25 protein-coding genes are annotated in these 20,755 nt (G+C 49.3%); 22 read left to right on the plus strand and 3 right to left on the minus strand.

The window, feature by feature from the left end; translation table 11 throughout:
• Positions 1 to 23 precede the first annotated feature (23 nt).
• The 21 genes from K8S15_04565 to K8S15_04665 all read left to right on the plus strand — a co-directional run bounded on the left by K8S15_04565 (position 24) and on the right by K8S15_04665 (position 16,761).
• The gene (locus tag K8S15_04565; protein ID MCD4775308.1) at positions 24 to 1,262 is read left to right on the plus strand and encodes an aminotransferase class I/II-fold pyridoxal phosphate-dependent enzyme; all 1,239 of its coding nucleotides are present in this window, start codon (positions 24 to 26) and stop codon (positions 1,260 to 1,262) included.
• A complete protein-coding gene (locus tag K8S15_04570) occupies positions 1,246 to 1,587 on the plus strand; it encodes a hypothetical protein (protein ID MCD4775309.1) in 342 nt (113 codons plus the stop codon). The genes K8S15_04565 and K8S15_04570 overlap by 17 nt, the downstream gene beginning before the upstream one ends.
• Entirely contained in the window at positions 1,580 to 2,101 is a 522-nt protein-coding gene (folK, locus tag K8S15_04575; GenBank protein MCD4775310.1) for a 2-amino-4-hydroxy-6-hydroxymethyldihydropteridine diphosphokinase, read from the plus strand. Before K8S15_04570 ends, folK begins: the two co-directional genes overlap by 8 nt.
• Positions 2,098 to 2,748, plus strand: coding sequence for a deoxynucleoside kinase (locus K8S15_04580; GenBank protein MCD4775311.1), 651 nt, complete (start codon positions 2,098 to 2,100; stop codon positions 2,746 to 2,748). The genes folK and K8S15_04580 overlap by 4 nt, the downstream gene beginning before the upstream one ends.
• Complete coding sequence (panC, locus tag K8S15_04585; GenBank protein MCD4775312.1) at positions 2,745 to 3,602, plus strand: pantoate--beta-alanine ligase; 858 nt, start codon at positions 2,745 to 2,747, stop codon at positions 3,600 to 3,602. Before K8S15_04580 ends, panC begins: the two co-directional genes overlap by 4 nt.
• A gap of 23 nt (positions 3,603 to 3,625) precedes the next feature.
• A complete protein-coding gene (locus K8S15_04590; GenBank protein MCD4775313.1) occupies positions 3,626 to 3,985 on the plus strand; it encodes an aspartate 1-decarboxylase in 360 nt (119 codons plus the stop codon).
• A gap of 38 nt (positions 3,986 to 4,023) precedes the next feature.
• Complete coding sequence (locus tag K8S15_04595; GenBank protein MCD4775314.1) at positions 4,024 to 4,938, plus strand: NTP transferase domain-containing protein; 915 nt, start codon at positions 4,024 to 4,026, stop codon at positions 4,936 to 4,938.
• Positions 4,935 to 5,435 (plus strand): HIT domain-containing protein, encoded by a 501-nt coding sequence (locus tag K8S15_04600; GenBank protein ID MCD4775315.1) that lies wholly within the window; start codon positions 4,935 to 4,937, stop codon positions 5,433 to 5,435. Before K8S15_04595 ends, K8S15_04600 begins: the two co-directional genes overlap by 4 nt.
• Positions 5,435 to 5,932, plus strand: a complete 498-nt coding sequence (locus K8S15_04605) for a LytR C-terminal domain-containing protein (GenBank protein ID MCD4775316.1) — start codon at positions 5,435 to 5,437, stop codon at positions 5,930 to 5,932. Before K8S15_04600 ends, K8S15_04605 begins: the two co-directional genes overlap by 1 nt.
• Before the next feature lie 27 nt (positions 5,933 to 5,959).
• Positions 5,960 to 6,340 (plus strand): ribosome silencing factor, encoded by a 381-nt coding sequence (gene rsfS, locus K8S15_04610; GenBank protein ID MCD4775317.1) that lies wholly within the window; start codon positions 5,960 to 5,962, stop codon positions 6,338 to 6,340.
• The gene (gene argS, locus K8S15_04615; protein MCD4775318.1) at positions 6,315 to 7,028 is read left to right on the plus strand and encodes an arginine--tRNA ligase; all 714 of its coding nucleotides are present in this window, start codon (positions 6,315 to 6,317) and stop codon (positions 7,026 to 7,028) included. Before rsfS ends, argS begins: the two co-directional genes overlap by 26 nt.
• Complete coding sequence (locus K8S15_04620) at positions 7,009 to 7,995, plus strand: arginine--tRNA ligase (GenBank protein MCD4775319.1); 987 nt, start codon at positions 7,009 to 7,011, stop codon at positions 7,993 to 7,995. Before argS ends, K8S15_04620 begins: the two co-directional genes overlap by 20 nt.
• Positions 7,996 to 8,028: 33 nt before the next feature.
• Complete coding sequence (locus K8S15_04625) at positions 8,029 to 8,946, plus strand: sugar kinase (protein MCD4775320.1); 918 nt, start codon at positions 8,029 to 8,031, stop codon at positions 8,944 to 8,946.
• A complete protein-coding gene (purM, locus tag K8S15_04630; protein ID MCD4775321.1) occupies positions 8,943 to 9,974 on the plus strand; it encodes a phosphoribosylformylglycinamidine cyclo-ligase in 1,032 nt (343 codons plus the stop codon). Before K8S15_04625 ends, purM begins: the two co-directional genes overlap by 4 nt.
• A gap of 139 nt (positions 9,975 to 10,113) precedes the next feature.
• Positions 10,114 to 11,313: a 2,3-bisphosphoglycerate-independent phosphoglycerate mutase gene (locus K8S15_04635; GenBank protein MCD4775322.1), complete on the plus strand. Its 1,200-nt coding sequence runs from the start codon at positions 10,114 to 10,116 to the stop codon at positions 11,311 to 11,313.
• Positions 11,314 to 11,315: 2 nt separating this feature from the next.
• The gene (locus K8S15_04640; protein ID MCD4775323.1) at positions 11,316 to 12,311 is read left to right on the plus strand and encodes a hypothetical protein; all 996 of its coding nucleotides are present in this window, start codon (positions 11,316 to 11,318) and stop codon (positions 12,309 to 12,311) included.
• Positions 12,304 to 13,209 carry a quinolinate synthase NadA gene (gene nadA / locus K8S15_04645; GenBank protein ID MCD4775324.1) on the plus strand — a complete coding sequence of 302 codons (906 nt, stop codon included), beginning with the start codon at positions 12,304 to 12,306 and terminating at the stop codon, positions 13,207 to 13,209. The genes K8S15_04640 and nadA overlap by 8 nt, the downstream gene beginning before the upstream one ends.
• Positions 13,206 to 13,919 (plus strand): gamma-glutamyl-gamma-aminobutyrate hydrolase family protein, encoded by a 714-nt coding sequence (locus K8S15_04650; GenBank protein ID MCD4775325.1) that lies wholly within the window; start codon positions 13,206 to 13,208, stop codon positions 13,917 to 13,919. The genes nadA and K8S15_04650 overlap by 4 nt, the downstream gene beginning before the upstream one ends.
• Positions 13,919 to 14,785, plus strand: coding sequence for a class I mannose-6-phosphate isomerase (locus K8S15_04655; protein ID MCD4775326.1), 867 nt, complete (start codon positions 13,919 to 13,921; stop codon positions 14,783 to 14,785). The genes K8S15_04650 and K8S15_04655 overlap by 1 nt, the downstream gene beginning before the upstream one ends.
• Positions 14,786 to 15,814: an NTP transferase domain-containing protein gene (locus K8S15_04660; protein MCD4775327.1), complete on the plus strand. Its 1,029-nt coding sequence runs from the start codon at positions 14,786 to 14,788 to the stop codon at positions 15,812 to 15,814.
• 107 nt (positions 15,815 to 15,921) lie between these two features.
• Entirely contained in the window at positions 15,922 to 16,761 is an 840-nt protein-coding gene (locus K8S15_04665; GenBank protein MCD4775328.1) for a hypothetical protein, read from the plus strand.
• A gap of 98 nt (positions 16,762 to 16,859) precedes the next feature.
• Here the strand turns inward: K8S15_04665 and K8S15_04670 are convergent, their stop codons facing one another.
• Positions 16,860 to 17,345 (minus strand): L,D-transpeptidase, encoded by a 486-nt coding sequence (locus K8S15_04670; protein ID MCD4775329.1) that lies wholly within the window; start codon positions 17,343 to 17,345, stop codon positions 16,860 to 16,862.
• A gap of 241 nt (positions 17,346 to 17,586) precedes the next feature.
• On the opposite strand from K8S15_04670, the gene K8S15_04675 reads away from it, so the two are divergent.
• Positions 17,587 to 18,786 carry a tetratricopeptide repeat protein gene (locus K8S15_04675; GenBank protein MCD4775330.1) on the plus strand — a complete coding sequence of 400 codons (1,200 nt, stop codon included), beginning with the start codon at positions 17,587 to 17,589 and terminating at the stop codon, positions 18,784 to 18,786.
• A gap of 95 nt (positions 18,787 to 18,881) precedes the next feature.
• On the opposite strand, the gene K8S15_04680 is transcribed toward K8S15_04675, so the two are convergent.
• Both K8S15_04680 and K8S15_04685 read right to left on the minus strand, forming a co-directional pair.
• A complete protein-coding gene (locus K8S15_04680) occupies positions 18,882 to 19,079 on the minus strand; it encodes an acetyl-CoA carboxylase biotin carboxyl carrier protein subunit (protein MCD4775331.1) in 198 nt (65 codons plus the stop codon).
• Between the two features lie 129 nt (positions 19,080 to 19,208).
• Positions 19,209 to 20,744, minus strand: coding sequence for an acyl-CoA carboxylase subunit beta (locus K8S15_04685; GenBank protein ID MCD4775332.1), 1,536 nt, complete (start codon positions 20,742 to 20,744; stop codon positions 19,209 to 19,211).
• Positions 20,745 to 20,755 lie beyond the last annotated feature (11 nt).

Genomic DNA, 20,755 nt, shown 5'->3' on the forward strand with positions numbered 1-20,755 from the left:
ACAGGATTCTGGAAGAGGTTGATTTGAAAGAAAAGAAAAAGGGGAAGCGGGTTGTCATTTCCGCATCCGAGCGGTTGAGTATGCTTCCACCGTACCTGTTCGCGGAGATAGACAGGCAGAAAGAAGCGGCTTTGAGGAAGGGTATGGAGCTTATCGATTTTGGTATCGGGGATCCGGATATGCCGACACCCTCCCACATAGTCCGTGAAGCGCGGGAAGCTGTTGCGGAACCGATCTACCACAGGTATCCAAAGGGAGCCGGAAGCGATTTCTTTCTGGATGCGGTGAAAAACTGGATGAGGGAACAGTTCGGAGTAACTATCGATGAAAGGCTGGATGTGGGAGCCGTCATCGGAACCAAGGAGGGCATCGCTCATGTTCCCATTTTCTTCTGCAATCCAGGTGATGTTGTTCTGATACCAAATCCGGGATATCCTGTATACAGGGCATCGGCAATACTGGCGGACGCGATTCCAGTTGACCTGCCGCTTCTCAGGGAGAATGGATTCGTTCCTGACCTTACATCTTTTGCCAGCGAAGTAATCGACAGCACCAGATTGATTTTCCTCAACTATCCCAATAATCCCACCGGAGCGGTTCTTACCCTTGATCAAATGAAGGAAATAGTTGAATGGGCAAGGCGTGAAGATGTACTTATTGTTAGTGACAATTCCTACAGCCATATAAGATTTGACGGGAAGCCACCGGTATCGTTCCTTCAGATTCCGGGCTCCGAAGATGTCTGCCTTGAATTTCACAGTTTATCCAAAACGTTCAACATGACGGGATGGAGAGTCGGGTTCGTGGCGGGCGGCAGGAATCTTGTGAAGACTTTCATGAGTGCCAAGGAGAACATTGACTCGGGTGTATTCACAGCGGTTCAGAAGGCTGCTGAGAAAGCTCTTTACTCCAACACCTCCGGTTACTTCGGTATCTACAGCAGACGCAGGGAAGTTTTGGTGGCAGGGCTGAAGAAGCTTGACTGGGATGTCTGTGAATCTCCGGGAACATTTTACGTCTGGGTAAAACTCCCCAGGGGCACGCAATCCATGCGATTCACACGAAAGCTGATAACCCATACAGGTATCGTTGTTACACCCGGAAGCGGATTCGGAACGTACGGAGAAGAGTATGTCCGTTTTGCGCTTACGATACCTGAAGAACTCATACACCAGGCAATTGGAAGGCTTGAGCAGAAGGAGCTTTTCAGGCATAGAATAAAGGCTTGGCTTAAAAGGGAGTCGAATGAAGGGCAGGCTTGATCTGAAAAATATCATCCTCCGGGTGAAACTGGGAAGGGAACTCCATGAGAAGATATCCTCCAGGGATGTTCCCGTAACCGCGGTCTGGACGGGTGAGGTTGCCGGAAGCCTGTCGATTGATTACTCTGATGTATGCGACGCTCTTGCAGGATTCGAGGAAAGCGAATACGATTACATTGAAGAACTGACCTCTGATATATTGAACCTGCTTCGAAAGAAGTTTCCAGATGGTTTCTGGGAAGTAACCGTCACAAAGTCTTTCCCGCCGGTTTCCCTGAAGCTTGAATCTGCTTCATTTACCATTGGGGGAGGTGAAAATGGCTGAATTTGCGCTTGGAATGGGCAGTAATCTGGAGGACAGGGTAAAGAATATTATTGAAGGCATCCGCTTTCTTCTTTCCCGTTCAAAGATGGGATCATTCTGCCTTTCAGGTGTTTACGAAACACCTCCACTTGAAGGGGTTGAAGGTGACAGCTTTTTAAATTGCGTCCTTGCGGGAAACTTTTATGGAACTGTGGAAGAACTGCAGAGAGATTGCAGAGGGGCTGAGATCCTGATGGGTTCTATGGTAAGGAAGAACAACGCCTCCAGAACGCTTGATATTGATCTGCTTTTCTTCGATAACATCACCCGAAACGATAAGGATCTCATTCTACCCCATCCGGGATTGCATAAAAGGAAATTCGTACTCGAACCCCTTTCAGAAGTCTGGCATAAAAATATTCCCGGGATGAAAGCTACGCCCGAGGAACTTTTGAAGAATTGCTCCGATACAAGCAGGATATTCAGTATCTACGATATGCCTGACAGAGGCTGCTTCTGGGAGGTGCACAGCTGACGGCTGATTTTGGATACGTAGTTGTTGAAGGTCCCATAGGAGTAGGCAAAACGACAGTATGCAACCTGCTGGCATCCCAATGGAAAGCCGTGACAATTCTTGAGGAAGTGGAAGAGAATCCATTTCTTTCACGGTTCTACAGGAACAGGAAAGCCTGGGCGTTTCAGACCCAGCTGTTCTTTATGCTGAGCCGTTACGGACAGCAGAAGAAACTGGCCCAGCTTGATCTCTTCAGTAAAAAATTCGTTGCCGACTACATGTTCGCGAAGGATAGAATATTCGCTTCCATAAATCTCCAGGATGATGAATTCGTACTTTACGAAAAATTGTGTTCATTGCTGGCAGCTGATATTCCTCAACCTGATCTAGTGATATACCTTCAGGGTTCCTGCGATTCCCTTCTTAAAAGAATTTCCAGCCGCGGAAGATCCTTTGAGAGTGACATAAGCCGCTCCTATCTTGAAAAGCTGACCGATGCTTACAATGATTATTTCTTCAGGGCTAGAAAGCACCCGACGCTTGTAGTGAACACGGATCATGCCGATTTCAGACATAAAGGTGAGGATTTTAACCGTCTGGTTGAGGCCATTGGAAACCATACGGGCGGTGTTGAAAGCTTTGTTCCAAGACTTGGCGGGCGAAGATGAACTGCGTTTCGGTACTGAAAACGGCGAATCAGGTGGGGAAGCTTGTATGCGAGTGGCGAAAAGCGGGGATGACAATCGGATTTGTCCCCACGATGGGAGCGCTGCACAAAGGTCATCTCAGTCTTGTCTCGCTTGCTCTTGAAAAAGCTGACAGAGTGATAGTATCGATATTCGTTAACCCTTCACAGTTCGGGCCCGGAGAAGATCTCGAATCTTACCCGAGAACGTTTAATGAAGACTTGATGAAACTGGAAGAAGCGGGTGCGCACTGTGTATTTTTTCCATCGGTCGAAGAAATCTATCCTGATGGGTTTTCAACCTTCATTCACATTTCCGGCCTTACCGAAACCCTTTGTGGAAAATACAGGCCGGAGCATTTTGATGGGGTCGCAACTGTTTGCGCGGTTCTGTTCGGAATTGTGCGTCCCGATATCGCCGTCTTCGGGAAGAAGGACGCTCAGCAGCTGGCGGTTATTAAAAAAATGGTAAACGATCTAAGGATGGAAGTTGATATCTTTGGCGGGGATATCTTCAGAGAACCCGATGGCCTGGCGATGAGTTCGAGGAATTCTTATCTCATTCCGGAGGAGAGGAAGCAGGCGGCCGCGATATTCAAAGGATTATCGAGGGCTGTCGAACTGGTTTCAGAGGGTGAGAAGAACGTAGAGCGGATATGTAACGCGGTTCGGAAAATCGTTTATCGTGAGGCTCCTCTGGCTGAAATTCAATATCTGGAAGTAGTAGATTCGGGCACGATGGAGGTTCTTTGCGACCTGACCATCCCCGGTCTTCTTGCCATTGCTGTATATTTCACCCATACACGACTGATAGATAACGTGATCCTGAACCCCTGAGGGTTCTTGAAGGAGGATATATTTTGCATAGGTGCTTTCTAGGCGCGAAGTTACACAGAATGGTAATAACGGAGGCCGATCTCAATTATGTTGGCTCGATAACCATTGACAGTGATCTTCTTGATATGTCCGGCATCCTTCCAGGCGAAAGAGTGATGGTGGCTGACATAGAGAGCGGTGCGAGATTTGAGACTTACGTAATGGAGGGCAGGAAGGGAAGCGGAGTAATCTGTGTTAACGGCGCGGCTGCAAGACTGGTTCATACCGGTGACAGGGCGATTATTCTGCAGTACGTGTGGCTGGATAATGCCGAAGCTCCACCGAAAGCAAGAGTAGTGGTTGCGGACGATAGAAATCTCAGCCCATCATTGCTTGATACATGACAGCCTGCATCATTCTTGCCGCCGGCCAGGGAAAGAGGATGAAATCACCTCTTCCAAAGGTTGCCCATCCCGTTCTCGGTGTGCCTATGGTCTTAAGAGTGGTGAAGCAAGCTTTTAAAGCTGGTCTTGACAGCCCGGTTGTTGTTGTAGGCCACGGCAAAGAGAGTGTAATTCCACTTCTGGAGGAAGCGGGAGCTTCGTGGGCAGTTCAGGCTGAACAGCTGGGAACGGCACATGCCCTTTCGTGTGGTTTTAAAGACATGACGTCTGGAAGCGTAACTGTCCTTCTTGGTGATGTACCACTTATAAAAAGCAGTACTATTTCTGAGCTTGAGGAGGCTCGCAGGAAGGCAGGAGCGGCGATAGCTGTGCTTTCAACATTCCCGCCGGATCCTTCAGGATACGGAAGGATAGTACGGGACGGTGACATGCTCTCGGCAATAGTGGAAGACAGAGACTGCACGCCACGGCAACTGAAAACAGGTGAGATTAATACAGGCCTCATGTCATTTGATGGACGCGTCCTTTCCGAATTGTTGAGGAAGATCAAGACCGATAACGACCAGGGAGAATATTACCTGACCGATGCCGTTTCCATTGCCGTAAGCATGGGAATGCCGTGTATCGCGGTAGTCGCCGGGGATTACAGAGAAGTTTCAGGTGTGAATGATCGTATACAGCTTGCCTGCGCAACCGACAATCTCAGGAGACAGGTTCTTGAAGCTCAAATGACCAGCGGTGTTAATATCCCGGACCCCGGAGGGGTGTGGATAGAGGATTCTGTTGAGATAGGCACCGGAGTTTCAATTGGAAGATCGGCAAGATTATCCGGCGAAACGGTCATCGGCGATAACTGCATTGTAGGCGATGGGAGTGTTCTTATAGACACTGCAGTACCTTCCGGCACTATCATCGAACCCTATTCTGTCATGGGATGGAGAGGAACACTGTGAAACACCTCGCTGCTCCCTGGAGAAGCGCATATGTGACTAATTCCAAACCTGAAGACGGATGCGTTCTGTGCAGAATAGGCAGCGAGATGGATAAGGACAGTGAGAATTATGTACTCCACCGTGAGGGTGGTTTTTTTATTGTGCTGAACAGATATCCGTACATCAATGGTCATCTAATGATCGTTCCTCTCAGGCATGCGAATGATTTCGCTGACCTGAACAGCTCGGAACTTGACACTATGATCAGGCTTGTGGTGAAGTGCGAAAAGGCGCTGGCGGAAGGCATGAACTGCATGGGAATGAATGGAGGGTGGAATCTTGGCAGCTGTGCCGGGGCCGGAATTGAGGGGCATGTGCATATGCACATGCTTCCAAGATGGTCCGGCGATACGAACTTCATGGCCACCACTGGTGATACAAGGGTGATCTCTGCTTCCCTGGAGGACAGTTATAGCAGGCTTCAGCCACTATTCAGCGGCGAGGAGAACTTAAGATAATGATAGCAGGCAGAGGTTTTCCATGGAGATGGGTAATAGCAAGCCTGGCGGTTGCCGTCATTGTAATGACCATACTCGTACCACCTCCCGGAACGGTTCAGGATGTTCAGAATGCCGACGAGACGGTTGAAACAGGCTTCACGGAGGAGAACGAACCGGCCATTGAAGTCTGCGTTCCTGATACGATTCGGGTTATGGTTCTTAACGGAACATCGATTGACGGACTGGCTACTCGAACACAGCGACAGCTACTCGGCTCCTCTTCCGATTCAACGATCATCCTTGCTCCTTTTGACCCATCGAATACCGATATAAAACCATTCAAAGAGACTATCATCATATCCCATCTTGCCGATTTGTCGGCAGCGAGAATAATCACTGATATCCTTGGCAGGTCGGAAAACTGCATTGTATGGGAGGTCCCTGAGGGGGATGCTCCCGTTTTTATAGATGTTACCGTTTGTCTTGGTGAGAATGAGGATTTTCCCATTGAATAATTCCCACGAGCACTATGGAGGTGTTTTTTGTCCGAAAGCATTCTAGAGACTTTTGTAGAAGCTATTCACCAGCGTCACGGTTACAAGGTTGTAGCCCTGGACATGAGCGATGTACCACTCACGATGGAAGCTTTTATTCTTGCAACCGCTGAGAACAGGATACAGGCAAGGGCGATTGTTGATCATATAGAAGAAACGGCAAGGAAAACTGGCTTCAGAAAGCACCATATTGAGGGTTACGATGAAGGCAGCTGGATACTTGTAGATTACGTTGATCTGGTAATTCACATATTCCTTCCCGAAATCAGGGAATACTACAATCTTGAAATGCTCTGGAGCGATGTCCCAACTATTGAATACAATGATACGGAGGAACCGCCGGATGACTCCAGCCGCTCTGAGGACTGAACTTGAAAGGATTCTGGAATCTTCTGTCCGCAGCCTCTGGGGGAAACTGATACCGGATGAATTTCGAGCAGTAGTATCGAGATCGGATAACCTTGAATTCGGTGACCTTTCATGTCAGACAGCAATGAAACTCGCGAGCATCGTCAGGAATAATCCTCTATCAATCGCTGCAAAAATAGTTGAAGCCTCATCTGACGGATTTGAGGGAGTATCGGCCGTCAACGTTGATGGCCCCGGATTTATCAATTTCACGCTTTCAGATGATTACCTTGCGTCTGTTGCTTTCCATCTGGCATTCGGAGGACTTCAGTCCCTTCTGCCGGATACAGGACACGGTAGAGAAGCTCTGGTTGAATTCGTCAGCTCAAATCCAACTGGTCCGCTTACAGTCGGCCACTGCAGGCAGGCTGTTCTAGGAGAAACCATCAGCAGCCTCCTGGAAACTGTAGGATGGAGAGTCAGCCGAGAGTATTATTTCAACGATGCCGGAAGGCAGATGAACCTTCTTGGTGAATCACTCGCAGTCAGGTACACCTCCGCGCAAAGCGATGAATCAGACATTCCCGAGGGGGGTTATCACGGAAACTACATTCAGGGCTTCAAGAGGAACAGGACTGACCTGGGAAAGCGACCGGGATACCTTCATCGGTTTCGCCGAAGAAAAAGCGATGGAGATGATACGATCTGATCTTTCCCTTCTTGGCATTGAATTTGACAGATATTTCGCGGAGAGCGAGCTGATACCCGGTGCTGTGACGGAAGCAATCGAAAGACTGTCCGGAGTTACAATTGACGGTAAAAGCCTTGTCTATAGCGATGAAGACGGCTCGGAGAAACTCTGGCTCAGGTTCACATCACTGCGCAGGCCGAAGGACAGGGTGATTGTCCGGGATAACGGAACGTATACTTACAGGATGCCGGATATTGCCTACCATATCGAGAAGTTCTCCAGAAATTATGATCTGATGGTGGATATCTTCGGAGCGGATCACCTGGATACCAGTCGTGACGTAACAAGCGCACTGGAATGTCTACTTGGCATGGAGGAGGTTTCAAAGCGGCTAAAAGTTATTATCCATCAGTTCGTGACACTGGTCAGGGATGGCAGAAGGATAAAAATGTCAACAAGATCAGGTGAATTTGTTACACTCAGGGAACTTATCAGAGACGCCGGCTCGGCTGATGTCACGAAGTACCTTTTCCTGACAAGGAGAGCGGAAGCCCATATGGATTTCGACCTTGATCTTGCCAGGAAACAATCCAGTGAGAATCCGGTTTATTACGTTCAGTACGCCCATGCCAGAATAGCAGGAATACTCCGCGTAGCCAGTGAAGCAGGCATCGAACCTCCGGATGAGTTCTCCGACGAACTTGCGGAACTCCTTGATGGGGAACACGAACGCGAGCTGATGCGTCTTCTTGAATCCATTCCGGTTGAGGTTGCAGCTGCCGCTGACGCGATGGAACCTCACAGGCTTACGGAGATACTTGCAGACCTGGCCACCGGGTTCCACAGATTTTACCAGCATGTAAGAGTGGTCGACAGTGACAGTATAGATGTTTCGGCGGCCCGTCTGATGCTTTGTGAAGCATGCAGACGATGTATCAGCGGCCTGCTTTCAATACTTGGGGTGGATGCCCCGGACAGAATGTAAACCCGGAAAATACCTGAACAGGATTGGTTTAAAATGGCACTTCTTGTAGTTGGTTCTGTAGCGCTTGATACTGTAACAACCCCGGCGGGTAAGGTGGAGGAGGCCCTGGGGGGCTCGGCTATTTACTTCTCACTCGGAGCCGGATGCTTCGATGTGGTTCGGATAGTAGGGGTTGTTGGCCCTGATTTTCCAGTATCCGAGAAAAGATTTCTGGCGGAGCGTAGAATAGATGTAAGGGGTTTGACCACAGGACAGGGTCCCACATTCCGCTGGGAAGGCGCTTACGGCCCTGATTTCGGAGATGCCCGAACAATAAGGACAGAACTGGGGGTATTCGCCAGTTTTGAGCCGATACTTCCGGATGATTATGTAAATACTCCATGCGTTTTCCTTGCTAATATCGATCCTGTGCTGCAGCTGCAGGTATTGGATCAGGTTCATAATCCTCGCTGGATAGCTGTTGATACAATGAACCTTTGGATAGACCAGCAGAGGGACAAAGTACTTGAAGTATTCAGTAAAGTTGATATCGTTTTTGTCAACGCTTCCGAATCGATGCAGTTGTCACGCAAAAGAACTCTTTTTGAAGCCGCTGAATTTATCATCAACTCCGGTCCCCGCTACGCCGTTATTAAAATGGGTGGAGCGGGAGCCATGATCTTTGGAGGAAGTGAACCCTTCGTTCTTCCGGCTTATCCACTTGAAAAGGTTACCGATCCTACTGGAGCTGGAGACACCTTCGCTTCTGGAATGCTTGGATATCTCGCAGGCAGCGACAGTGACCTGAATTTCGAAAGTATGAAGAAGGGGCTGGCTTACGGATCTGTAAATGCCAGTTACGCCTGCAGCGGTTTCGGAGTTGAGCAATTGAGGGAACTGACCCGCGAAGACATCGATTCAAGAATGGAATACTACCTCTCCACGAATCAGCTCGGAGAATTCAGAATATGAAACCAGCCGATTACAAAAACAGCGGCGTTGATATCCTTGAGGGTGAAAGGGCCATCTCCCTGATGAAGGCTGAAGTAAGAAAGACATTCACGAAGAACGTCCTGTCCGACCTGGGCCATTTTGGAGGACTGTTCCGGGCGGATTTCAGCCATATGAAGGCACCAGTTCTTGTAGCAAGTACGGACGGTGTAGGCACAAAGCTCAAGGTTGCAGGCATGATGGGAAATTACGGAACCGTTGGAATGGATCTGGTCAACCATTGTGTGAACGACATTCTCGTTCAGGGCGCGTTACCCCTGTTCTTCATGGATTACATAGCCTGCGGCAAACTTGAGGCGCGAACCGCCGCTGACATAGTATCGGGACTTGCCACCGCATGCAGTGAGAATGGCTGTGCCCTGCTTGGTGGAGAGACAGCGGAAATGCCGGGTTTCTACGGCGAAGGTGATTACGATGTGGCCGGAACCATTATAGGATTGGTCGAGAAGGACCTGATCATTGACGGTTCGGATATCCGCCCCGGCATGATCATCGTAGGCCTTCCCTCAAACGGGCTGCATACGAACGGCTATTCCCTTGCGAGAAAAGTTATCTTCGAAACCGCCGGTCTGGCTCCTTCCGATACCCATCCTCTTCTCGGAAATAGAAGTGTCGGGGAAGCACTGCTTTCTGTTCATAAGAGTTATCTCAGGAATCTTGAGCCGCTTCTGAAGGAAAAACTAGTTAAAGGTATAGCACACATCACTGGAGGCGGCATTCCGGGGAATCTTTCAAGAATACTGCCTGCAGGCTGCGGCGCCCTTATCGAACCACACTGGGATGTACCCGCAGTATTCGAACTCATCCGCGAGTCAGGGAACATCGACATCGCAGAAATGAGAAAGGCGTTCAATATGGGAGCGGGCATGCTTCTTGTTGCTTTAAAGGCTGATGTGAACAGAATAATGGAGCTTCTCAGAATTACAGGTGAGGAAGCATTTACAGCCGGCAGAATAACTTCTGATGCCGGCATCGTTTTCAAAGACTGAAAAACCCTCAAGCTGGAAATGCTATACGGATTTTGTATTTATAAGACAATTTCCTATAAATAATATATTTATTGTATCAATACTATATATATTGTAGTAAATTCACCCGTAAGTTGAAGAAGTGTGGTACGTCCCCCTTATGTTTGGAGGTCTTGTGGAAGAACTTGTTCAGAAGAACGATTCGAGAATACTTCTGGCCGTGATTGACGGGCTTGGGGATATCTCAATTGAGGAACTCGGCGGAAAGACGCCGCTTGAAGCAGCTATCACTCCTGAAATGGACAGACTTGCGGCAGGTGGAGTACTCGGTGTCCATATTCCTATTGCCAGGGGTATTACTCCCGGAAGCGGGCCTGCGCACCTTGGTTTGTTCGGTTACGACCCGGTTCTATATCAGGTGGGAAGAGGGGCTCTCGCGGCATTGGGAGTTGGTTTTGAACTGAAGCACGGAGATCTTGCGGCCAGAATAAATTTCTGCACACTTGATGATCAGGGAATAGTGACGGACAGGAGAGCTGGGCGGATAACAAGCGAGAAGTGCGCGGAACTTGTGGGAATGCTTGCGGATATAAAAATAGAAGATGTTGAGACGTTCGTGGTTCCGGTAAAACAGCACAGGGCATGTGTTGTCTTTCGGGGCAACGGCCTCAGCGATGATATTCAGGATACCGACCCCGGTCTTGTTGGACTCGAGCCCATTCCTGTCGAAGGCTCCGATAAAACCCGGAATGTGGTGAGGGAATTTCTGCGGAAGGCGGAAGAAATCCTGAAGGGGCTTCATCCGGCGAATTTCATTCTCCTCCGGGGTTTTGCCCTTCATAAGGAATTCCCCTCGATAGAGGAACGGTTCGGCCTTACCGCTGCCGCAGTGGCGCTTTATCCCATGTACAGGGGTGTCGCGGGACTGGTTGGTATGAACGTCGTCAAATGCGACCCGGAGAATCTTTCAGGACAGGCAGAAGCCGTGAGAAGAGCTCTGGATGACGGCCACGATTTTGTTTTCCTTCATCACAAACCCGCCGACTCCGCGGGTGAGGACGGTAACGTCCAGGCAAAGATCAGGGCTATAGAAGAATTCGACAGGGCGCTGCCTTCCTTTCTTGATTCAGGATTTGATGTGGTATGTATAACGGGAGATCACAGCACTCCCTGCCCCATGAAACTTCACAGCTGGCATTCGGTACCTGTCCTTATCCATGGAGGACCGCAAAGATGGGGGTACAGCTCGGCATTCTCCGAGAAACAGGCCGTTTACGGAGCGATGGGTTCATTCATGGCAACCGATATTATGCCCCTTCTTCTGGCATCGGCCGGGAAACTGGCTAAATTCGGAGCCTGATTGTGTTTAGCAGAGCCCTTATCGCGCTGTCAGGAGGGGTGGATTCATCCTATGCTCTGGCTCTGAGTATTGAACGCTACAGCCAGCTGAGGGCTGGTTACGTAGATACGGCAGGAGATGGCATTCCCCCGGAAGTTGAGAAGACAGCGAATGCTGCCGGGGTGGAGCTGATCAGTATAGACGCGGCCGAAAGATTCCGCCGGGAAGTCGTACTCTGGTCTGAGAAGATGCTGGCCAAAGGTCTTACTCCCAATCCCTGCGCCAGATGCAACGCGAGAATCAAACTCCTTGCGCTTCATGAAATACTAAAACCTTCCGAAACACTCGTTACCGGCCATTATGTCGGCAGGAACGGCGAACTTATGAAGCGGGGCAGGGACGCGGACAAGGATCAGAGCTACTTCCTTTCACTTGTTGATAGTGAGATATTGAGAGACTGCGTATTTCCCCTTGGAGGAATGCTGAAGAAAAACGTTCGCAGGGAAGCTGTTCAGCTGAACATTCCCTTCAGGAAGAAGGAGAGTATGGATCTGTGCTTCAGCCTGACGGCTCCGGAGGGTAAACCGGGAAAAGTGATCGATATTTCGGGAAAGCAGGTTGGCAGACACGGCGGCATAGAGAATTACACCGTTGGTCAGAGGAAGGGGCTGGGAGCTTACGGAAAAAGGATGTACGTGGTTGCTGTCAATTCACTTGACGGAACAGTTACGATAGGTAAAAGGGAGGATCTGCTTTCAACGGGATGCAGCGTTATTGAGATGAACTGGTTTCGGAAACCATCGAGTTTTCCATCTGAAGCCCTTGTTCAGACAAGATACAGGAGGAAGGCGGTACCTGCGGTTCTTGATTGTAAAGACGGCAATCTGCATATTGAGTTCGGCAGGCCTGAGGAGGCTGTTGCTCCCGGGCAGGTTTGTGCTGTATATCTGAACACTTCGGTGATAGGAGGAGGGATAATCTCCTCAACTGAACAGCTTGATTGGAAAAGAAATGGATAACCGGATTGTCAGCGAGATACTTGAACTGAAGGGTAAGAAAGATGCTGTTATTCTGGCTCACAGCTACCAGCCGCCGGAAATCCAGGACATCGCGGATCATGTGGGAGATTCCCTCCAGCTGAGCCGGACTGCGGCATCCACGCGATCTTCCGTGATCGTTTTCTGCGGCGTTAGATTCATGGCTGAAACAGCACATATCCTCTCGCCCGAAAAAACGGTTCTTTTGCCTGAGCCTGAGGCCGGGTGCCCCCTCGCGGACTGTATAGAAGCGCCGGCGCTGAGGTCCATGCAGGAAATGTATCCTGATGCCCTTACAGTTCTGTACGTTAACTCACCGGCCGATGTTAAAGCGGAAAGCTACGCCTGCTGTACATCCGCTAACGCCCTCGAAGTGGTTGAGAGTGCGCCTTCCGACGAAATTATCTTCGCTCCCGACAGGAACCTCGGGACTTTCGTATCGAGAAGGTCTGATAAGACCATTCATATCTGGAACGGAGCCTGCAGATGCCATGCCACGGCTGACATACAGAATATCCGAGCCGTAATGGAAGAATGGCCTGACGCGGAACTCCTGGTTCATCCGGAAACCCCTCCGGAAGTATGGGAACCGGCCCATGCTGTTCTGGGGACGGGGGGCATGATAAGGCATATCGCGGAATCGAGTTCACAGCGGTTCATAATAGGAACCGAAGAGGGAATGGCGTACAGGCTCAAGACCCTTTATCCGGACAGGAAGTTCAGGACCGGAGGGAATATCTACTGCGTCAACATGAAAAAAATTACACTGGAGAAAATACTCGATTCCCTGAAAAGATTAAAGCCTGTCATCGAACTCGACACTGAGATAAGAGAAAAGGCTTACGCGGCCGTAGCAAGAATGACGGAGATAACCGGATGAGAAAACCTGTAATCGGTATTACGCTTAACTGGTATGCTAACGATCAATCCAAGGTTCAGTCCTATGGGAAATGGCTTTTCGGGCTCAACCAGAGCTACGCTGAATTTCTGGGGAAGGCGGATGTAATCACGATGGGGATTATTCCTTCCTCTGAGGATTTTCGGAGTATGCTGGAAGTTGTAGATATGGTTGTTCTTACAGGCGGTGGTGATACTGACCCGGAGCTGTACGGTCAGCGGGACAACGGTTCAATTCAACACTGGAGGGATAGACCCCTCTGGGAAATTGGACTGTACAGGAAAGCCAGGGAAATGAAGGTACCCGTTTTAGGGATATGCCTGGGGATCCAGACGATAGCTATAGCGGAGGGTGAGCAGCTCATCCAGGATATTTCCACCCAGATGGAAAACCCGGAAGAACACCATGGGGAAGCTGCCGATCCAAGGATGCATACGGTTGAGATCATTGAGGGTACCATACTGAGCGGAATCCTTGATAGAGAGATAGCAGTAAGCAGTTTTCATCACCAGGCCATAGCCGGAATTCCGGAAGGGTTTTACCAGTCGGCAAAATCTCATGATGGCGTAATAGAGGGAATGGAATCGGACGATGGTCTTGTAGTCGCGGTCCAATGGCATCCCGAGCGGGATTTCACAGGTCCGCTTATTCTTAAAAGCCTGATTCCAAGGTTTTGCGGGGATACAGAGTAATGCTGTACATCTCGGAGCCCAGGTACATACCCAGGATATGGGGTTCGCTGATGACCGCGGGGCAGGAAACACCCATCGGGGAGATCTGGTGGCTGTTCCAGAAGGATGGCACTTCATCAAAACTCCGAAGCACATCCGATGGAGATTCGACCACAGTGAACGATCTGGTTTTAACCGGAGAATTGCCAGGTAAGGAAGTGTATCCCGTTCTTCTGAAGACCCTCCATACTGCGGACAGGCTGTCTGTGCAGGTCCATCCGGGAATCGAGGGGGGAAGCCTTCGAAAGGAAGAAACCTGGATAGTACTTGCGGCGAAAGAGAACGCCTGGATGATGGGGGGACTGAAAGTCACCGGCAGGAACCTTCTCCTCGATCTCCTGCGGCAGAATAAAGCGGAGGAAGCTCTGCAGGAGATCGATCTTGTAAAAGGAGATATTTACCATCTTCCTCCCGGAACCGTTCATGCGCTGGGGCCGGGCCTTGAGATCCTGGAGGTTCAGAGCAATTGCGACGTCACTTACAGGCTTTACGACTGGGGCAGAACCGGAGCCGATGGAAAACCCAGGGAGCTTCACATCGAAAAAGGTGTTGAGGCTGTCAACTGGTCTTCCGGAGGGAAACCAGTTGCCGCCGGTTCAAAGGGACAGGTGAACCGGCTGAAGCTGAATGCGGACTATCGGGTAACAGATATACGAGGAACAATGGAGATGAGTATGCCTGGAGGAGCGCTATTTTTCGTTTCCTCGGGCAGTGCTGATGTCAGGGATCGCAAAATCGATTCCCCTGTATGCCTTATCGCCGATACGAATGGCGGGAAACTGGAGCTTGACGGTTCAGGTTACCTGATAGAACCCGGAGGAAATTAAATGGAATCATCGTTTTTCGCGGTAATCATGGCGGGGGGAAGGGGAACCCGCTTCTGGCCGGTTTCAACCGGAAGAATGCCCAAGCAGTTTCTGCGGCTTACGGGCAGCATGACGATGCTGCAGGAAACAGCCGTCAGATTCGAGGGGCTCTGCGGACATGGGGATATTATGGTAGTTACAGGTAGTGATTCTCGTTCAACGGTTATCGATCAGCTTCCATGGATCAGTGAGAACAACCTGCTGCTTGAACCCTCCGGCAGGAATACAGCCGCATGCATAGGCTGGGCGGCAAAGACCCTCATTGAAAGGGGCCGCGGTTCGGATCTTATGGTGGTTGTCCCCTCGGATCATGTCATCGATAACCCGGATGGATTCAGGAATACACTTTTGAAAGCGGCCATTCCCGCTGCGGACGGGAAACTTGTAACTATCGGAGTAACACCGGACCGTCCCGCAACCGGATACGGCTACCTTGAGAAGGGAAAATGTCACAGTGAAGGAATTTACGATGTTTCATCCTTCAGAGAAAAACCGAATCTGGAAGAAGCTGAAGAATACCTTGAAAACGGAGACTATTTCTGGAATGCCGGCATGTTCATCTGGAGGGCAGACGTGATCATGAAGGAAATTGCCAGATACCTTCCGGAGCTTTCGGAAGGGTTGCGGAAACTCGGTACTGGAACCTGTCCGGATCAGGTTAGGTACGATTCTCTTCAGTCTGTTTCCATAGATTTCGGAGTAATGGAAAAAGCTGATAACGTTGTATCGGTTCCCGCGCAGTTCGGATGGAACGACATCGGAGACTGGCCATCCGCAAGAAGATGCGGTGTGGGCAGGGGGGAGGTTCTCGCGATGGACAGTGTGAACACAACCGTCTGGAACGACGGGAAGCTTACCGTTCTTCTGGGCGTTAGCGATGTATCCGTCGTGGAGACCGATTCCGTAACCCTTATCATGAGTGATGAATATTCTCAGAAACTAAGAGAAGTCGTTGCAGATCTGGAAGATACAAAGCCAGATCTTGTATAGAACGCTGCGCATGAATTCAGTTGTTTGACAAGACCGATCTTTATGAATATATCTATTTTGTGTATTTGATATCGAACATTAACACTACAGCTCAATAAGGAGGAGAGATGAAGACAGCAGTACTGTTGTTACTGTGTTTTGCTCTGGCGGCTTCTGCCACAACCAGGGTAATAGAGGGATCAGGTAGTAACGAACCTGCGTCAACCAGAGGGACATATAGCGTTCTGGACATGTGGGATCCCAGCACACCCGGAAGCACGTATGGTATGGCTCTAAAGGACGATGTTGCCAACAGCCTGTGGCTATCCTGCTGGGGTGATGGTTATGTATACGAGTACGACGTGTCTACATCCTCTGCCACCGGCAGCTCATGGGAGATAACGAACGCCATAGATGCCGATGACATGTGCTTCTGTGAATACACCAGCGGAAACCAGTTCTTCATTGGCGATTACACCTTCAGCAACATCGGTGTATTCGACAATTCCGGAGTATGGGTTAAAGCCCTTGACGGTCCTGCTTCGTTTTCCAACGTGTACCCCATAGCCGCCGGACACGATATGCTTTATGCCGATAGACACGGGGAAATCGCATGGGGCTCCTACACCGGTACCGAAACCTCGGTAACCTGGACCGTTGTAGCATCACCGATAACATCCTGTTACGGAATGGCTGCATGGGGAGACTACGTTTTTGCCTGCTGCGGAAACGAAGGTGAGGATAATATTTTCATCTTTTATATCAACTCGGATGGAAGCCTCAACTTAACCCCTGTATGGTCATGCGAATTTGCTGAGGTCGCAGGAGGTGCTAACGGAGGAATCGACTTCGATGGCACTGACCTCTGGATTTACCCCCAGAACGATATGGTCTACAAACTGGATATTGACTGGGACCCCTCAAGCCTTGAGAATGCAACCTGGGGACATATTAAAGCTGACTTCTAATCACCTTCAGTTTATCTAATTCGCGTATGGAGAAGGCGGGGTTCATCCCCGTCTTCTTCATAGTGCGGGTGACCTGGAAATGAAAGGTTCTTGATTAATTATCTGTCGGAACTATAGCTTCTTCTGGGGCTTTCTGCCTGCACTCTTACGGTTGAACCAACACTGAGCCAGTAGTAGCTCCATCTTGCCGTTGTTTTGCCAAGCCTTATGCAACCGTGAGATTTTCTGATGCCAAGAGAATTCGTACCGGATAGAAAAGTCTGGTGAAGGCCTATCTGGCCGGAAGGATGTATGCACAGCCAGTAAGGCATTCTGACATTGTAAGAACTTGATACGGGAGACCGCCTTCTGTACAGGACCTCGAATGTGCCTGTGGGGGTATCGTAACCAGCTCTTCCTGTGGAAACCAGCGCAAGGTTCGCTTCCCGTCCGTCTTCCAGGAAAACGATGGTCTGGAAATCTATGAGAATGACCGCTTCGCGGGATGAAGTATTTCCGGAAGCTGGAGCAGGATTAAAGGATGTAGTCCAGGATACGGCAAGTATACCCAGAAAAATTCGGAAAAGTTCTGTAAGACAAATCAAATGTTAACCTCCAACGCACTGTAAACTGAATACTAATCCGCATGATGTCAATATTGACTTTCGTAAGTGAAAGGGTCAGATTTCATAATTGTAGATAATTATTTTTAATAGCAACACCATGAATGGAGGGTCAGATTTGACTTTACTGAATCGCAATCGAATGATGATTCTAATTTCTGTAGCAACATTCGCTTTACTATCAGCTTGCTCCTCACCGGCTGTAACGGGTATGAAGGTGCATATGCAGAACCAGGAGTACGACGAGATTATCTATCTCGCTGACAGCGTAATTGCCAGGGGAGATTCTCTGAATGCTGAAATCTGGTTCTGGAGAGGCATGGCCTTTACAGAGCAAGTTAAATGGTCTGAGGCCGCCGAATCATTCCTTAAAGCAGACGAACTTGATACAAACGGAGAGCTGGCGGTAAACGAATACTGGTTCGTATTCTTTAACAGCGCCGCTAATATTATGAACGACGGAGACATAGGACATACCGTTGAAATACTGGAAACGGGTATGCATGTAGCTCCCGAAAGACCTGATTTTGAGCTTATGCTGGGTGATATTGAGATAAACATAAACAATGATTTACCAGCAGCCCTTGAAGATTTTCAGAATGCATCCCTGAAAGCGGAAGAACTGATAGCAGACATTCAGGAACTTATTAACAGTACGGACGATCCGTATACACTGAATTATTACTCGCAGAGCCTTGAAAAGGCCAAAAGCCTTTTCATTCAGTCTCTTTTCAATTCGGGGAGCGTTCTGACCATGATAGCCATCGACGCCACGGAAGAAGAGATGCTGGAGTACTTGCATCAGGCCCAAGATGCTTATAGCAAGGCTCTTGAGATCGACCCTACGAACGTTGACATGCTCGACGCTCTCGCAGGGGCGTGTATGCTTGAAGGCGATTATGAATCAGCTCTCACCATTTTCAACGAAGCTTTCGCTAACATCGATCTGGGGCTTTCAGAAGGCTGGCTCGAAGAAGAAGAGGCGGATCAGATCAAGGCAAACATATTCGTATCCAAGGGTTACGCCTATATTGAGATGGAAGACTTCCAGCAGGCAATAATCGAGCTTGACAATGCGAGGAACCTCATAGGTGACGATTTCGTAGTTCTTTCAACTCTTGCGCATGCCAACTTCATAATGGAGAATTACGATGAAGCTCTTTCGATTCTCGATTCTATCATGATTATGGATGGATTGACTCCCGATCAACTTGCCAATGCTTACTATACAAGATATGCCTGCTGCAACAGGAAAGAACTGGATTCTGAAGCTGCAGAGGCTCTGGAAACAGCCCTTGAGTACCAGCCTGACAATGCCAACTACTGGCGCTACCTTGCAAGTACCTACAGCCGGCTTAACCGCAGGAATGACGCAATTGATGCAATGGAGAGAGCAAACCAGCTGGATTCAGAGAACGAATAGCAGCAGAATACGCTGAAAAGAAAAGGGAAGGGCAGAAGCCCTTCCCTTTTCTAGTTCATTCATTTGAGTGAAGTTTGAAGTAAGTATCGAAGCGGTCAGTCGCTGCCTATGCTTACAAGAAGCTGACTCTTCTGAACTGTATCACCCATTTTTACATGCATCCGCTCTACTCGGCCCTTGATTGTTGAGCATATCTCATTATGCATCTTCATGGCATCGAGAAGAAGCAGTACATCGCCCGGCTGAATACCGTCACCTTCGGATACTTTAATATCAACTATGGTTCCGGGTATGAAAGCCCTGACCTCAGAGGGATCTGGTGCGCCTTCGTAAGGCTTCAGGCTGCATTCAGGTATCTCTGTGGAGTAATCAGTATCGTCAATTGTGAGTTTATCCAGTTTACTATTCATGATTTCCCGCCTTTACAGAGGTATGTTTCTGTGGGGACGGCCTGTTCTGGACTGCTTGGCCACAGAGAGAACTTTAATAAGAGTGTCCCTGGTTTCGCTGGACTTTATTATCGTGTCAACGTATCCTTTTTTCGCGGCAACGTAGGGATTGGCGAATTTCTCTTCGTACTCATCGACCTTTTCCTGTCTATATGCATCAGGGTCGTCAGCAGCCGCTATTTCTCTTCTGAATATGATATTGGCCGCTCCCTCAGGTCCCATTACAGCGATTTCACCACTGGGCCAGGACGCGACGAATGTAGCTCCAAGGTGCCTGCTGCACATGGCAATGTAAGCTCCACCGTAAGCTTTTCTCATGATAACTGTCATCTTTGGAACTGAGGCTTCGCTGTAAGCGTAAAGGATCTTTGCTCCGTGTCTGATTACTCCCGCGTGTTCCTGATCCACTCCCGGAAGGTATCCGGGGGTATCCACAAGGGTCAGCAGGGGAATATTGAAGCAATCGCAGAATCTTATGAATCTTGCTGCCTTGTCCGAAGCGTTCACATCAAGAACACCGGCAAGAACCCTGGGCTGATTTGCTACGATTCCTATGGACCGGCCTGCAAGCCTTGCGAAGCCTACAACAATGTTTCTGGCGTAGTACTCGTGTACCTCAAGAAAATCGGAAGCGTCAACAATACCACGGATAATGTCTTTTACGGAGTAAGCCTGCCTGCGATTGTCAGGAATAACATCATCTCCAAGAGGCTGATCGGGAGGAATGGGTTTTCTGACCGGAGGGTTTTGCTTTGAGTTGGCCGGGAGGAATGAGAGAAGTTTCTTAACGGTGTTGAACGCATCCACTTCGGTTTTCGCATAGAAGTGCGCGTTACCGGTGATAGAAGCATGGGTCATCGCGCCACCAAGCTCCTCCTGGGTTACTTCTTCTCCCAGGACGGTTTTGATCACCTGTGGCCCGGTTATGAACATGTGGGATATTTTGTCGACAACAAACACGAAATCCGTAAGGGCGGGTGAATAGACCGCGCCACCTGCGCAGGGGCCCAGGATGACGGAAATTTGAGGAACATCTCCACTGAGTCTGGTATTGCGGTAGAACAGCTCGCCGTAACCGCAGAGGGATTCCACTCCTTCCTGTATTCTGGCTCCGCCGGAGTCGTTTATTCCAATAAGGGGTATTCCAGCCTCCGCTGCGCCATCCATTACCTTAACGATTTTCATTGCATGGGCTCTTCCGAGGGATCCTCCGGCAACTGTGAAGTCCTGCGCGAATACGGCAACTGCTTTGCTATCTACCTTTCCATAACCTGTTATGACTCCGTCCCCGGCCATTTCCTTCCTGTCCATCCCGAAATCCTTTACGGAATGCTCTACGAAAAGGTCTGTTTCAAGAAAAGAATCCTTATCAAGCAACAGATCTTCTATACGCTCTCTGGCCGTGTTTTTTCCCCTTTTCTTCTGTTTTTCAATTGCCTTATCACCGCCGCCCTTCAGTTTGCTGGACAACCGAGCGATGAAGTCGTTTACAGATCTTTTTATTGACATTGTTTATCCCC

Source organism: Candidatus Aegiribacteria sp., from assembly GCA_021108005.1.
Classification (GTDB): Bacteria; Fermentibacterota; Fermentibacteria; order Fermentibacterales; family JCC-6; genus Aegiribacteria.

Bases quoted from the DNA above. Each gene is read 5' to 3' on its own strand.
- purM (MCD4775321.1), top strand. From the start codon at position 8,943: ATGAAACCAGCCGATTACAAAAACAGCGGCGTTGATATCCTTGAGGGT.
- K8S15_04635 (MCD4775322.1), top strand. From the start codon at position 10,114: ATGTTTGGAGGTCTTGTGGAAGAACTTGTTCAGAAGAACGATTCGAGA.
- K8S15_04620 (MCD4775319.1), top strand. From the start codon at position 7,009: ATGGAGATGATACGATCTGATCTTTCCCTTCTTGGCATTGAATTTGAC.
- K8S15_04650 (MCD4775325.1), top strand. From the start codon at position 13,206: ATGAGAAAACCTGTAATCGGTATTACGCTTAACTGGTATGCTAACGAT.
- folK (MCD4775310.1), top strand. From the start codon at position 1,580: ATGGCTGAATTTGCGCTTGGAATGGGCAGTAATCTGGAGGACAGGGTA.
- K8S15_04655 (MCD4775326.1), top strand. From the start codon at position 13,919: ATGCTGTACATCTCGGAGCCCAGGTACATACCCAGGATATGGGGTTCG.
- K8S15_04570 (MCD4775309.1), top strand. From the start codon at position 1,246: ATGAAGGGCAGGCTTGATCTGAAAAATATCATCCTCCGGGTGAAACTG.
- nadA (MCD4775324.1), top strand. From the start codon at position 12,304: ATGGATAACCGGATTGTCAGCGAGATACTTGAACTGAAGGGTAAGAAA.
- argS (MCD4775318.1), top strand. From the start codon at position 6,315: ATGACTCCAGCCGCTCTGAGGACTGAACTTGAAAGGATTCTGGAATCT.
- K8S15_04605 (MCD4775316.1), top strand. From the start codon at position 5,435: ATGATAGCAGGCAGAGGTTTTCCATGGAGATGGGTAATAGCAAGCCTG.
- K8S15_04595 (MCD4775314.1), top strand. From the start codon at position 4,024: ATGAAATCACCTCTTCCAAAGGTTGCCCATCCCGTTCTCGGTGTGCCT.
- K8S15_04675 (MCD4775330.1), top strand. From the start codon at position 17,587: ATGCAGAACCAGGAGTACGACGAGATTATCTATCTCGCTGACAGCGTA.
- panC (MCD4775312.1), top strand. From the start codon at position 2,745: ATGAACTGCGTTTCGGTACTGAAAACGGCGAATCAGGTGGGGAAGCTT.
- K8S15_04685 (MCD4775332.1), bottom strand. From the start codon at position 20,744: ATGTCAATAAAAAGATCTGTAAACGACTTCATCGCTCGGTTGTCCAGC.
- K8S15_04625 (MCD4775320.1), top strand. From the start codon at position 8,029: ATGGCACTTCTTGTAGTTGGTTCTGTAGCGCTTGATACTGTAACAACC.
- K8S15_04660 (MCD4775327.1), top strand. From the start codon at position 14,786: ATGGAATCATCGTTTTTCGCGGTAATCATGGCGGGGGGAAGGGGAACC.
- K8S15_04665 (MCD4775328.1), top strand. From the start codon at position 15,922: ATGAAGACAGCAGTACTGTTGTTACTGTGTTTTGCTCTGGCGGCTTCT.